16 protein-coding genes are annotated in these 13621 nt (G+C 42.5%); 11 read left to right on the top strand and 5 right to left on the bottom strand.

Annotated elements, in window-relative coordinates; all coding sequences use genetic code 11:
- Positions 1-47: 47 nt before the first annotated feature.
- The 3 genes from pdxK to bshB2 all read left to right on the top strand — a co-directional run bounded on the left by pdxK (position 48) and on the right by bshB2 (position 2328).
- The gene (gene pdxK, locus QF028_RS28575; RefSeq protein ID WP_429470813.1) at positions 48-890 is read left to right on the top strand and encodes a pyridoxine/pyridoxal/pyridoxamine kinase; all 843 of its coding nucleotides are present in this window, start codon (positions 48-50) and stop codon (positions 888-890) included.
- 218 nt (positions 891-1108) lie between these two features.
- The gene (locus QF028_RS28570) at positions 1109-1441 is read left to right on the top strand and encodes a YojF family protein (RefSeq protein WP_098932519.1); all 333 of its coding nucleotides are present in this window, start codon (positions 1109-1111) and stop codon (positions 1439-1441) included.
- Positions 1442-1659: 218 nt separating this feature from the next.
- Positions 1660-2328 (top strand): bacillithiol biosynthesis deacetylase BshB2, encoded by a 669-nt coding sequence (bshB2, locus tag QF028_RS28565; protein ID WP_429470811.1) that lies wholly within the window; start codon positions 1660-1662, stop codon positions 2326-2328.
- 40 nt (positions 2329-2368) lie between these two features.
- Here bshB2 and QF028_RS28560 read toward each other — a convergent pair whose 3' ends face one another.
- On the bottom strand, positions 2369-3112 hold the full coding sequence (locus tag QF028_RS28560; protein ID WP_429470809.1) for a Crp/Fnr family transcriptional regulator: 744 nt from the start codon (positions 3110-3112) through the stop codon (positions 2369-2371).
- Positions 3113-3356: 244 nt separating this feature from the next.
- Here QF028_RS28560 and QF028_RS28555 point away from each other — a divergent pair, with 244 nt between their 5' ends.
- The 7 genes from QF028_RS28555 (at position 3357) to QF028_RS28525 (ending at position 10009) form a co-directional block, all read left to right on the top strand.
- Positions 3357-3800, top strand: coding sequence for a cytochrome c (locus QF028_RS28555; protein WP_215001456.1), 444 nt, complete (start codon positions 3357-3359; stop codon positions 3798-3800).
- Positions 3801-3817: 17 nt separating this feature from the next.
- Entirely contained in the window at positions 3818-5683 is a 1866-nt protein-coding gene (nosZ, locus tag QF028_RS28550) for a Sec-dependent nitrous-oxide reductase (protein ID WP_429470807.1), read from the top strand.
- Positions 5684-5764: 81 nt separating this feature from the next.
- Positions 5765-6334, top strand: coding sequence for a hypothetical protein (locus QF028_RS28545; protein ID WP_429470805.1), 570 nt, complete (start codon positions 5765-5767; stop codon positions 6332-6334).
- Positions 6335-7675 carry a nitrous oxide reductase family maturation protein NosD gene (gene nosD, locus QF028_RS28540; RefSeq protein ID WP_429470803.1) on the top strand — a complete coding sequence of 447 codons (1341 nt, stop codon included), beginning with the start codon at positions 6335-6337 and terminating at the stop codon, positions 7673-7675. It begins immediately after the preceding gene.
- Entirely contained in the window at positions 7639-8436 is a 798-nt protein-coding gene (locus QF028_RS28535; RefSeq protein WP_429470801.1) for an ABC transporter permease, read from the top strand. The genes nosD and QF028_RS28535 overlap by 37 nt, the downstream gene beginning before the upstream one ends.
- Entirely contained in the window at positions 8433-9110 is a 678-nt protein-coding gene (locus tag QF028_RS28530; protein ID WP_429470799.1) for an ABC transporter ATP-binding protein, read from the top strand. The genes QF028_RS28535 and QF028_RS28530 overlap by 4 nt, the downstream gene beginning before the upstream one ends.
- Complete coding sequence (locus QF028_RS28525) at positions 9107-10009, top strand: FixH family protein (RefSeq protein ID WP_429470797.1); 903 nt, start codon at positions 9107-9109, stop codon at positions 10007-10009. Before QF028_RS28530 ends, QF028_RS28525 begins: the two co-directional genes overlap by 4 nt.
- A gap of 67 nt (positions 10010-10076) precedes the next feature.
- Here the strand turns inward: QF028_RS28525 and QF028_RS28520 are convergent, their stop codons facing one another.
- The 3 genes from QF028_RS28520 to QF028_RS28510 form a co-directional block, all read right to left on the bottom strand.
- The gene (locus QF028_RS28520; protein ID WP_429470795.1) at positions 10077-11147 is read right to left on the bottom strand and encodes a PQQ-dependent sugar dehydrogenase; all 1071 of its coding nucleotides are present in this window, start codon (positions 11145-11147) and stop codon (positions 10077-10079) included.
- A 15-nt stretch (positions 11148-11162) separates the two neighbouring features.
- The gene (locus QF028_RS28515) at positions 11163-12017 is read right to left on the bottom strand and encodes a Cof-type HAD-IIB family hydrolase (RefSeq protein ID WP_429470793.1); all 855 of its coding nucleotides are present in this window, start codon (positions 12015-12017) and stop codon (positions 11163-11165) included.
- A gap of 71 nt (positions 12018-12088) precedes the next feature.
- Complete coding sequence (locus QF028_RS28510) at positions 12089-12757, bottom strand: DNA alkylation repair protein (protein WP_429470791.1); 669 nt, start codon at positions 12755-12757, stop codon at positions 12089-12091.
- Between the two features lie 137 nt (positions 12758-12894).
- Here QF028_RS28510 and QF028_RS28505 point away from each other — a divergent pair, with 137 nt between their 5' ends.
- Positions 12895-13050, top strand: a complete 156-nt coding sequence (locus QF028_RS28505; RefSeq protein ID WP_168241344.1) for a hypothetical protein — start codon at positions 12895-12897, stop codon at positions 13048-13050.
- Between the two features lie 38 nt (positions 13051-13088).
- On the opposite strand, the gene QF028_RS28500 is transcribed toward QF028_RS28505, so the two are convergent.
- The gene (locus QF028_RS28500; protein WP_429470789.1) at positions 13089-13322 is read right to left on the bottom strand and encodes a hypothetical protein; all 234 of its coding nucleotides are present in this window, start codon (positions 13320-13322) and stop codon (positions 13089-13091) included.
- Positions 13323-13621 lie beyond the last annotated feature (299 nt).

The raw sequence follows: 13621 nt of genomic DNA, 5'->3' as shown, positions 1-13621 counted from the left end.
ATTGTTCTATAATAAGTAGAAGGTTTTAGATACGAAGGAGGATACATATGACGATCAAAAAGGTAATGACGATTGCGGGCTCTGATACCAGCGGCGGTGCAGGAATTCAAGCAGACTTAAAAACATTCCAGGAGCTTGGCGTCTATGGAATGACGGCGCTGACATCGATTGTAACGATGGATCCGAAAAACCATTGGCACCATAACGTGTTTCCGATTGCGGTTGATACCCTTGAGACTCAATTAGAAACGATTCTTTCGGTTGAAATTGATGCAATGAAAACGGGCATGCTTGGTACGGTTGAAATTATCGAATTAGCGGCGCGAAAAATAGTTGAAAATAAACTGGAGCGTGTCGTCATTGATCCGGTTATGGTTTGCAAAGGGGAAGATGAGGTCTTAAATCCAGAAACGACCGATGCGATGCGCGAGTTCCTCTTACCACGTGCACTGGTAGTTACCCCCAATTTGTTTGAAGCCGGACAGCTTGCAGGGATGAAGACTCCGCGTACTGTTGCGGAAATGAAGGAAGCAGCGGTAAAAATCCACGAGCAAGGGGCAAAATTCGTATTGATTAAGGGCGGCGGCAAGCTCCAATCCGAAGAAAAAGCAGTTGACCTGCTTTATGACGGAAAGGACTTTATGCTGTATGAGTCTGAAAAGTTTGCAACTACCTACACGCACGGTGCAGGCTGTACCTACTCATCGGCGATTACCGCAGAATTAGCCAAAGGGAAATCCGTTTATGATGCTGTCGATGTCGCGAAAGAGTTTATTACAGCCGCCATCCAGCAAGGCTTCAAGCTAAACCAATATGTCGGTCCGACCTGGCATGGTGCTTACCGCAGTGGATTTTCAAAAACAGAGTACTGTGAAGATTGTGTTGAATAACCATAGAGAAAAGAGCCGGTCAATTGGTCGGCTCTTTCTTTTGGTGTCAGGCACCGCAACCTTAAGCACCGTGACCCTTTGGTGTCAGGCACCGAGCATTGATTTCGCATTTTTTTCCTGATTCTAGTATGATAGTTACATTATTAACTAAAATAGACATTAGACATAATCATTCTATTTATAAAGGGAAAGGAGGTTGCACTTTGGAACCTATTGATATGAAAGGCGCACAGGCTGCGATTACGAGCTTTGCCAATAAAGATGTCTACATTCACCTTGAAACGACAAACGGTGCCTATGCATCACATAACGACCAATCATTTTTTTCCGCTGGTGCTTTCATCCGCAATGCGCTTGTCCGTTATGAATTAGGAAAAATAACAGGGAATGGCCCGTTTCGGGTTGGTCTGAAGATCAACCTTGGCTGGATTTATGCAGAAGGGATTACACATTACGAAATAGATGAAGACAATCATCTGCTTTTAGCCGGTCATGATAATGCAGGAAAACTAGCGGTTGCCTTGGAGATTTCCAGCACCCCTTTTGAATAGGCTGTGTTTACTTGCATGTTTATTTCCGCTCCAGGCACTTCGCTTTCCGCGGGCGGTCCGGGGAGCCTCCTCGGCCCTTTGCGCCTGCGGGGTCTCCCCAGCCCCGTCCTCCCGCAGGAGTCTCGTGCCTTCCGCTCCAATCAACATGACTAAGATATCAACAATAACCTTTAACACATCCTTTGAATAATAGGCAAGGCCCGAAAGGAGAATGATTTATGGAAAAAGAACGTCACCTCTTGGTCGTTTTTCCGCACCCTGATGATGAGGCATTTGGTGTGTCTGGGACGATTGCGACCCATGTACAGAACGGCACTCCTGTCACCTATGCGTGTTTAACCTTAGGAGAAATGGGACGCAACATGGGGAATCCCCCGTTTACCAATCGCGAAAACCTTCCGAAAATTAGGAAAGAGGAATTGAAGGAAGCGGCTCGGGTGTTGGGCATTCAAGACCTGCGCATGCTTGGATTCCGTGATAAAACGATTGAATTTGAAGACGAAGAGAAACTCGCCAACAAAATGTTAGCTTTGATTGAGGAAGTCAATCCTTCCCTTATTATTACCTTTTATCCAGGCTATTCCGTTCATCCTGACCATGATGCCACCGGTGCGGCGGTTGTTCGGGCAGTTGGGAAGATGCCCGCTGCCGTGCGGCCAACCTTACACTGTGTCGCCTTTTCGAATAATTGTGTAGACGAAATTGGGGAACCAAACATCGTCAATGATATTAGCCCCGTCGTAGAAACAAAGCTGGCTGCCATCCAAGCTCACCGCTCGCAAACCGAGCAGATGTTTATTGGTATGGAAGAGAAGTTGAAAAATCAAGACCCGCAAATGATGAAGTGGATCAATAACGAACGATTCTGGACGTACAAATTTGATTAGCAAACGAAAAGCCCTTCATAGCGAAGGGCTTTTTTCAATGTTAATATTCCCGGTGCAGCAGTGTACAAAGCGTGCACCAATCCCGGATAATAATCTTCCTAGACTTCATATCAATAATCCCATCTTTTTTTAGCTTGGAAAAAACACGGCTTACGCTTTCTCTCGTCGTGCCAACGACGGTTGCAAACTCTTGAATCGTCAAGGGAATTTCAATATCCCATCTGTTTAGACCATTATTAAATTTATTTCCCAGGCGCTCTAATGTCTTCACTGTCTTCGCATAAACATCGAGCAAGGCAACATCTCGTAATTGTGAGGTCATTTCCCGTAAGGCATCGCTCATATAACTGATCATTTGCATCGACAGCTCTGGGTGGTTGAATAAATCCCGTTCTAATTCCAACTTATCCAAAAAGAAGATCTTTCCATCCTGGAGCATAGTCGCTGTCGCTGGATAAAACTCTGTCCGCTTTGTAAACAAACAGGCCTCTGCAAACACATCCCCTTTTTGCTTCACACAGACAATAATTTCATTGCCATTCTCATCCTGCTTTGTCAGCTTAACAGCACCTGAATGAACAAAATACACCCCCTTGGCCACATCCGCCTCAGAAATGATCTGTTCCCCTTTTTTCAACTCCAGCGTTTGAATCCTCTTTTCAATAATCGAAAGCGACTTTTGTGATAGATCCTTAAAAATAACAATTTTTCGAAGTAAATCCGTTTGTATTACTTCTTGATAGACTCCTAGATGCGGATCTTTTAAACAATCGACTCGATTCATCCTTCTCACCACCCCTTTATAGAACTCTACTTTTGATAAATACTTACCATCTATTGTAAACAACTCCATCCGCTGATGTAGTGACGAAATTCACAAAATGTTCATTGTTATAAAGCCAATTGTAACAATCGGTTTCACATAACGTTCAAAATCTACCAAAAAGGTGTGAGGTAGGTCACATTTTTCTCCCTCCTGAGCGTTTAGGATGAAGGTGTTCATTTTATATAAAAAGGGAGGGAAAACAGTGAATAAAGCCATTATTAGTTTTGTAGTCTGTGCATTACTTGGCTTTGGACTTGGCTACTTAGTGTTTGGCGTGATCATGGGGGATTCCGAAAAACAGCCTCAGGTGGCACAAACAGAAACTACAGAAACTGCTGCTGCCAAAGAAGAAAGTACGGATGCAAAGGAAGCAACAACCGTTTCAGCTAATGAGGATAACATCCTTAACAAGAAGGGCTGTCTTGGCTGTCACAGTGTTGAAGCATTAAATATTAAGGGCGGTGCCGTAGGACCGGACCTTTCCCAAGCGTTTGCTAACGTGGAAGGGAAACATGGCAAGCCGATTGAAGAATTCCTGAAGGCGCCTACTTCTGCCGTTATGTCAGGCGTTATTGGCAAAAATCCATTATCAGATGAAGAACGCAAGCAAGTGTTAGAACTACTTAAACAAGCTTCTGAAAAATAAAAAGGTGGTGTAATTAGATGAAAAAATGGATTCCGATTGCATCGGGTCTCTTAGCCGGGTTTGTTGCAGCAACGATTTCTTTTGCCGATTTCTCAGCAAAGACGAATACTGAAGCTTCTTCAAGCACTAAGAGCGATGCAGAAAAGATGTATGTGCCATTCGGTCAAAAGGATGATTATTACCTATTTGCCTCTGGCGGCCACTCCGGCCAAATGTTTATTTATGGGGTTCCGTCGATGCGAAAAATTAGAACGATTCCTGTATTCTCCCAAGATTCCGCCACAGGATACGGTTTCGATGAACATTCCAAAAAAATGATGGGCGACTATACATGGGGTGACCTTCACCATCCAGCCTTTTCAGAAACAAAGGGCGACTATGATGGAAAATATATGTTTGCTACTGATGTAGGAAACAGCCGTGCCGCTGTTGTAGACCTTAAAACATTTACGACGAAAGATATCATTCAAGTTCCGAACACTGCCGGCCCACACTGTGCAGCATTCGTGACAGAAAATACAGAGTACATGTTCCTGCCAACACGTTTCGCCGTTCCGCTTGGCCAGAAGTATGAATCTCTAGATGACTTCAGCACACAATACCGCGGTGTTATGTCTGCTGTAACCTTTAATGAAAAGAATCAAAAACTAGGTATTGCTTATCAAGTGGCTCTTCCGCCATGGTCCTATGACCTTTCCGACGCTGGTAAAAAGAGCTCCGCGGATTGGGCCGTTATGACGACCTACAATACAGAGGAAGCAACTACAAACATGGAAATCAACGCATCACAAGCTGACCGTGACTATATTGTTCTTTTTAACTGGAAAGAGCTTGCGAAGATGGTCAAGGAAGGTAAGTACGAAAATGTTGGCGGTCAAAAAATGATTTTCCCTGGAAAACAAAAAGGAGGAATTTATTTAATTCCTGTCGCTAAATCACCACATGGTGTCGACGTCACACCAGATGGCAAGCAGTTCATCGCTTCAGGAAAATTAGCACCGACAATGACTGTCTTCTCGTTTGAAAAAGCGTTTAAAGCGGTCGAAAACAAAGACTTCGCTGGTGAACGGAACGGAATTCCAGTACTTAATTACAAATCAGTAATGGAAAGAGAAGTAAACCCTGAAAATGCTTTAGGACCGCTTCACACCCAATTTGATGACAAAGGCATGGCCTATACAACGATGTTCATTTCTTCTGAAATCGTGAAATGGGATCCAAATACAGGTGAAACATTAGACCGTGTGCCTGTTCAATATTCCCCAGGACACTCTGTTTCTGCAGAAGGTGATACCGTTGCACCAGATGGAAAATGGATTATTGCATTAAACAAGATTGCTAAAGACAGCTACTTGTCTGTTGGACCTTCCCATCCTGAGTCGATGCAATTGATTGATATCAGCGGGAAGATGAAGGTCATCCAATCTTCACCAGTAGACCCTGAACCGCACTATGCACAAATGATTAAAGCCGATAAGATTAAAACGATTAATGTATATCCTAAGGATGTCAAGAATAAGGAAGCCGTTTACAAGCAGAGTGATACGAAAATCGTCCGCAATGGCAACAAAGTTGACGTATACGGTATTGCGATGCGTTCAAAATTCATCTTTGATGCAAAAGCAAAACGACCAGACGTCATTGAAGTGAATGAAGGAGATCACGTCACCATCCATCTGACGAATATTGATTTCGATGAGGATATTACACACGGATTTGCCATCAACAGCTATAACTTAAACATGGAAGTTCAGCCTGGACAAACCAACACAATGGAATTTGTCGCGAATAAAGCGGGAACCTACCCACTTTATTGTACAAACTTCTGTTCTGCGCTCCACCAAGAAATGAACGGTTACTTCCTTGTAAAACCTAAGAAATAATATGTTGGAGATGGGTATCAATTAAAGAGATTGATACCCATCCCTGTTTAACGAAGATTTCATAATAAAGGCGATGTTAACATGAAGGGTAAAACTAAGAAATTATCAGTGGTTTCTTCATTATTAATAACTGCTTCAACTATTTTAATTGTCATCTCATTATTTTTCCCATGGTGGAAAATGGTCTTTGTTGCACCGCAATATCCCGAAGGGTTGAATATCATTGTTTACCCAAATAAGCTTGGGGGCGAAATCGATATTGTCAATGGTCTCAACCACTATATTGGGATGGCGAACTTCAGTGAAAAAAACTTCCCTGAATTATCGTATTTACCCTATTTAGTGGGAGGATTAGCTGCTCTAACTCTATTAACAGCCCTTCTACGAAAAAAATCGGTTCTATATGGATTAATCGGCCTATTTGTAATTGGCGGCGGGCTAGGAGTATTCGACCTCCAACATGCACTGAAAAAGTTTGGCACCAACTTAAGTCCCGATGCACCAATAAAAATGGATCCATTTGTACCGCCTATTTTAGGGCATAACACTGTAGCGAACTTTCAAACCACCAGCCTGCTTGGCCTAGGTACGTATTTGGTAATTGCAGCCTTTATCCTATTACTCATTCCGATATGGAAGGATCGAAAGTAAATGAAAAAAACTGCGCTCTTATCTTTCATTTTTTCTCTATTTCTACTGATGAGCCCTGAGAAAAAGCTGGCCGCCGAAAGTTTACAAGCAACCATCGACAGCCTGAAAGATGGGGCGGTATTACAGCTTGAAAATAAAACCTATCAGGGCAATATTGTCATCAACAAGGCAATGACGATTATTGGCTCACCTAAAACCGTTATTAAGGGCGACGGAACGGGAAATGTCATTTCCATTAAAGCCCCTCATGTGAAGCTGAGCCATCTAACAGTAACGCACGGAAGTATGAACCGGAACTCTGCTGAGGAATACGCGGCCATCAAGATTTATACAAACAGCAACGTCGTCGAACATATCAACATCCGCGACTCCTTTCACGGCATATATTTAAGCCAGGCTCACGATAATACGATTCGTGCAAACCATATTAAGGGAATGGGCAAGGGCAAAATCGCCGAGCAGGGAAATGGAATTCACGTTTATTATGCAAATGATAATCTGCTTGAAAAGAATACGATTGAGGGCACCCGGGACGGGATGTTCTTTGAATATGCCAACAACAATTACAGCTATGAAAATAATATCAGCCACACAAGATATGGACTGCATTACATGTATTCCGACGAAAACATTTTTAAGAAAAATACCTTCACGATGAATACCGGCGGCGCAGCCATTATGAACTCCAATCATTTGAAGCTCGAGGATAATCAATTTATCGTTAACTACGGCAACCAATCATTTGGCCTATTACTCCTCCAAGCCAATGATAATTTTATCGCCAATAATATCTTTTACATGAACCAGCGTGGTTTGTATATCGATCAAGCGACAAGAAACGAATTTCGTCACAACAAAATCGTTCAAAACCAAATCGGAATTGAACTATGGGCGAGTTCCAATGATCAAGTATTTACATTAAACCAAATTTCCGAAAATACGATTCCTGCGGTAACTCTTGGCGGCAATAGTGAGAATAACTCTTGGAGCAAGGATGGCAAAGGGAATGACTGGGGCAGCTCGTTCCCGATTACCGATTTAGACCAAGACCGCATTGGGGATTTTCCAATAACCTATCGTTCATCTTTATATCAATTAATGGAGGACCAAGAATTATCCTATTTATTTTTAAAAAGTCCGGCCCTGAAGATATATGAAAAAATGAATGCCGCACTTACAAACGAAGCCATTATGTTTAATGACCCACACCCATTAACAGCGTCAAATGGAACACATACGAAGGCTATTTTCCTTATTGTCAGCTTACTAATTGTGGGGATTTTAATAAAGGGGAGACACCTACTATGCATTACATTTGGAAGGAATGGAAGGAAAATATAAGAGGAAAAGGGCTTTGGCTAAGTCTAAGCATTATTGTTCTCATTTCAATCGCGATTTTATTTCGTTCCTCAGCCCTTTCATTTGATAAAGGCTTTTATGTTCTCTTAATCAACTTGTTTGATACGATTATCTATTTTATTCCGATTCTATGCCTATTTATCGGGGCCTTCTCGATTTTTCAAGAAAAGGAACAAAAAACATTGATCATGCTGCTGACAAAGACAGACTCTTTCGGAAGCTTCCTAATTAAAAAAAGCCTTGGGCTTTATGCAGTCGTCCTTGTCCCGCTGATTACTTGGTTTTTCATCTATTTGTTCCTATTAAAATTTAATTTCCATCTCGATATAAAGGGCTATTTTATCTTTGTTGCAGCAATCGTTTGTATGAGTCTCGTCTTCCTGCAAATAGGTGCGGCCATCGGCAGCTTTAGCCGCTCGCGGATGCAGATTTTAGGGTTTACGATCTTCGTCTGGTTTTACTTTTTCTTCTTACATGATTTTATCTTGCTGTCGTTCTTACCTGATGTCACCCATGAAAATGTGAAACTATTTTCTTCCGTCTACTTTTTAAATCCGCTTCAAGCAATTCGAATGTTTCTAGAAACAGGCACGGGCGTGTATTCCTTTGGCCATATGTCAAGGCTCTTACAAGCATTTATGTGGACGAAACCTGTATTCTTCCTGCTCGGAAATCTGTTATTCTGGCTTATCACTTCGTTTTTAACAGCGATTGTTTTCAACCGTAAGGAGGGGTACGAATGATCAAAGTAACGAATTTAAACCAATCGTTTGGAAAAAAAAATGTCTTAGATTCCATCAATCTAGACATTAACCCGAACGAAATATGTGCCCTTGTTGGCCGCAATGGGGCCGGAAAATCAACGTTCATCAATAGTCTGCTTGGGTTACTGCCAGTGAAGCAAGGGGAAATTTTGATTAACGGGACTGCTGTTAACAAGAAAAATGATGAATGGAAAAAGACGATTGCTTATTTGCCGGAAAAATTCATGCTATATCCGATGCTGACCGGTCTTGAAAATATCACCTTCTTTGCAGAAGCTGTGACCAAGACGGTCAACCAGGAACGGATCGAGCAGGTGCTTCGCTCGGTCAGCTTGTGGGAGGACCGTGATGTTCAAGTGAAGAAATATTCCAAAGGGATGCTGCAGCGCCTTGGTTTAGCAATCACCCTTTATCAGAATTCAAGCCTGCTCATTCTGGATGAACCGACGAGCGGCATCGACCCGCTCGGAAGAAAAGAAATTTTGGAGGTCCTTGGTTCCCTCCATGATAAAACGATTCTGCTGTCTTCCCACCATCTTGATGAAATCAAGCAGATTTGCACCCATGTCGCCTATTTGGACAATGGAAAAATGGAAAAGTTTACAGTAGATGAATTCTTACAAACTCATAATTTAGGAGGAATCAGTTCATGAAGACACGGATTATCTTTAGCTTGCTTCTGCTGATTGCCTTAATCACAGGATGCAGTTCAGGCCCTGACTATAAGGTAACAGTGACGAAGGACCTTTATTTCGTCAAGGACACAGCGATGCCCTTTGAAATAAAAGTAACTGAAAACAACAAGGCCGTGAAAGGGCTGAAGGTCGCCGCACAATTATCGATGACCAATATGGACCATGGCAGCTATGATGTTAACCTTGTGGAAGGCAAAAATGGGACCTACTCCGGCAAAGTGAATCTGCCGATGGGCGGTAAATATGAGGCCGCGTTTACATTAGAAAAAGACGGCAAAAAGGCAGAGAAAGTCATCGATCTACATGTGACTAAGCCAAAAGGTGTCGCCATCATCAACGGCGAATGGATTACCAATGAAGATGTCAGCTTCTATAAGTTTATTAACCAGTTACAGCTGGAAATCAACCGTGAGAGCGCCCAGAAAAAATACACGGGTAAACAGTTAGAGGAAGAATTGGCTTATTTAGTTTCCCAGGAAAAAACACTTGAGGATAAAAATCAATTATTAACGCAAATTATCCGCCTCCGTGCGATGGCCTTACTGGCGGATGAAAAGGGCCATAAAGCAACTGAAACGGAAGTGGATACAGCCCTCCTCAAAGCGCGCGAACAATATAATCAGTTCGAATCCGCTAAAAAGCTAATCAATGAGTACGGTGCAGAGAAATTTTGGGCAACGGAAAAACAGCAATATCAAATGATTGTCATGTCCCAGAAGGTGCAAAAGGACTTAATTGAAAAAGTCAAAAAAGAAAACCCAAAAGCAGGCGAACAAGAAATCTACTACCAAGCTCAAAAAGAATACGAAGAACTCCTCGTCTCTCAGGTGAATTCCTTAAAGATTGAGATACTCTAGAAAAAGAAGGGTGTCAGGCACCATGTGAATTCTTCACATGGTGCCTGACACCCTTTTCCTTTTCGGTTTATAAATCTCGTAATAGCACACGATATAGTTTATCGTCTTTTTCGTCCGGATTTCCTCTGCCGTCGGTGTTGTTGCTGACAAAGTAGAGGTAGTCGCCGTCGACATAAAGGTCACGAATTCGCCCCAGACTTGTAATGACGGGTCTAGTAATCTTCTGACGCAAACCAAATTCGCGGACGGCATTGCCTCTTAATGTTGCTGCATAAAGCTTCCCATTCGCCACAGCCAACCCTGACGGTGCCCACGTTTCATCACCGGACTGATACAATGGGGTTACCATCCCCGCTTGCTGTTCGTCGCCTTGAATTACCGGCCAGCCAGAATTCGCCCCTGGGGTAATCCGATTGATTTCATCATGAGCCGATGGACCGTGCTCACTTGCATATAAAGTCCCGCCAACCCACACTAATCCCTGCGGATTGCGATGGCCATAACTGTAGACATATGAGTTTGGAAAAGGGTTGTCTGCAGGAATCGTCCCATCTAACTTCATTCGTAAAATTTTTCCATTTAATGCATTCAGGTTCTGAGCCGTTTCCGGAGTGGTCGCATCACCTGTGGTGATGTACAGCATCCCATCCGGACCGATTTTCAGCCTGCCGCCGTGATGATAGGCAGCACTCGGAATCCGGTCCAGCAGAATTTTCTCCTCGGACCACACAGAACCGTTCGTCCTTAGGATAATCACCCGATTAAATTGCCCCTTGCCATCATCACTATAGGTATAATAGGCGTAAGCCTTATGATTATCTAGAAACTGAGGATCAAGAACAAAGCCTAGCAGTCCCGCTTCAGCCGCCTTGGCAAGCGGCTTTTCTAAACGAACTGGCTGGCGTTCTATTTTACCATTTTCAATCTTAACGATATTTCCGGTTCGTTCATTGATGTAGAAAGCTTGGTTCACCCGATCAATTGACCAAGGCACTTGCAATTTTTCAGCCAAAACTTCTATATTTGGCTGATTCACAACGACCTCTTCCTCTTGGATCCTATCGTCCCTTTTTTCAAAAAGAGAACAGCCCGACAACATGACAACCATCAGTAGTAAAATAGAACACGCTTTATTCATTGACTCCTACCTTTCTTAAATTACCTCAAGAATCGCCTTCGCTACGCCACTTTCTTCATTCGTATCCGTAATCACATCACAAAGAGACTTTATGTAATAATCGGCATTTCCCATTGCGACCGATCTTCCTGCTTTTTCAAGCATGGAAACATCATTATAATTATCGCCAATCGCCATGGTTTCCGCTAAATCAATCCCTTTTACCTTTACAAACGACTCCAATGCAATCCCCTTTTGAGCCTGTTCATTGGTAATTTCCAAATTATCATGGCCAGACGTTGAAACGACGATTCCTTCTAGCTCTGAAATGGACTCGTTTGCTGACTCCAGTCGGTCTGCATCAAAGGAGAAGGCAAGTAATTTATAGATTTGGTAGTTTTCATCGGCAAATAAAAGTTCATAATCTTCGATCGTATGTATTAGGCCATCACGCAGTCTAGCCCCAGCAGCCTCTTTAATCTCTTCTCGATTTACTTCGGGATTGGCACTCATAATGATGTCAACGAGAATGGATACCGCCTTGTCGGCATCCATCGTGAAGGCACCTTTGTTTGTGTATACTTCGAAATAAACATCCTTTTCCCTTAGCCTTGCCGCTACCTCTCTTGCCATTTGTTTGCTGATTGGCGTAGCCGAAAGAACGACTCCTTCCTTGGAGCGTACCTCTGCGCCATTCGCACAGATAACCGGGCAAGTTATGCCAGCTTGAGCTAAGACGTAAGTTGCTTCTTGATACGATCTTCCAGTTGCGACCACAAATTCAATTCCTTGCGCTTGTGCTTTTACGATCGCTTCCTTATTTTCCTCGCTGATTAATTGATTCGAATTCAATAATGTTCCATCCATGTCTGATGCAATACATTTAATCATGTTGTCCACCCTCTATCCATTTTCATTATTGCCATTTTAACATGATTACCAAAACATTTTCTCCCATATGCTCATGCTACATACTTACTACCTTCGCGAACACTTAACGGCGCTAACTTTGTTCCTTCAATAAATCCCTTTGCAGAGGAAGGATTTGTCTTCGAATATTCACGTAACACCCAGCCAATTGCCTTTTGGATAAAAAATTCCTTACTGTCCGCATTTTGCCGTATGTACTGATAGAGCAATTCCTCATTCGTTTTTCCCTTATATTTTAATTGAAAAAGCAGTGCCGCTCTTCGCAGCCAGAGATTATCATCAATGGCCCAGCCATTAATTGTTTCGGCCGCCACTTCGGGGAATTTCTCGGCAATTTTCCCAACCGGCTTGGGAGCAATCGCATCAACCGTATCCCACCAAGACTTGGTTGTAATCAGTTCCTCCATAAATGGCAAATCCGTTTTCTCTAGCTTATTCAACGACTTTTCCATATAAACCAATGCTGTATATTGGTATTCTCGTTCTTCCTTCGCCCAAAGCTCTCGAATCAGATCTTGGTTAAACGGCTCTTTTAAGATCCCTGTCTCTTGAAAAAATTGCTTTTCCAGCACACTGCGCTGTGGTTTCTTGATGCCCAAGAAGGGGAAATGATCTTTCATATATTTCTTCATCGGTCCGGCATTCTCTTCATTGCGATTTTCTTCAAATAGTTGTGTTAACAGCGCAATATTTGGCGACATCCAATTCCACCCTTTAAAAAAAATACCCACTAAATCAATAGTAATTCTCCTACCTCCCAATATTTCCTTTATTTTTTTCGAATAAACCACTTTCCTGAAACCAAACTAAACCATAGTAGAAAAGGAGGGATATTACCATGACCAAGAAATACAACAAGGGCAGCAACAATCAAAACTCCCCGCAAGCAGGGCATGCAGAGGCTGAATTTGCCAGCGAGTTTGTGAGCGGTGACAACAGCAAAGGTAATAAGCGCAATAAAGGACAGAAAAGCAAGACGAATCCAAACCCTTAAAAGGTAAAAATCGACTTTCACATTTGAAAGTCGATTTTTTAGTCTTCATTATCCTCATTTAATTTTATTGATGGGTTAAAAATAAATGCACCCGAAACACCTTCAGAGGGCTGTTTTTGCTCACCTCTGAATTGATCCTGCATTTCGAGGTTTGCACTTTCTGCTGCAGAACGTCTTTCTGTAGATGCCTGTACCTTCCCATCTTCAAGTTGTTCGTTAATCTTAATGTTTGCTTCAACCGTTTCATTTTCTGCATTCTCGTCTTTTGCCATTATGTAAGCCCCTTTGATTTCAAGTATTTTAGTATGTTGCCCAATTCACTCCTTTGTTATCTAAATTTTTCATATAAGTTGGAATGTGTATGGCTACACTCAACCATTGATTATTAAGATGAGTGCCACCAAAAGAAAGAACTGCCCAGTTTAGGGACAGTTCTGACTCCTTAGTGACAACTAAACGAACGGATTCTGTTTAAATCCATTCCGTAATATTCCCAGTGGTATCCTCGCCAGCGATACCCGGCGATCGAGGTTCTGCCTACATAGGTTGGATAATACCAGAAGCTTCTACC

The organism is Neobacillus sp. B4I6, from assembly GCF_050434045.1.
Classification (GTDB): domain Bacteria; phylum Bacillota; class Bacilli; order Bacillales; family Cytobacillaceae; genus Neobacillus.
The sequence above is the reverse complement of the archived record's forward strand: the minus strand, read 5'-3'. Positions and strand labels throughout refer to the sequence as shown.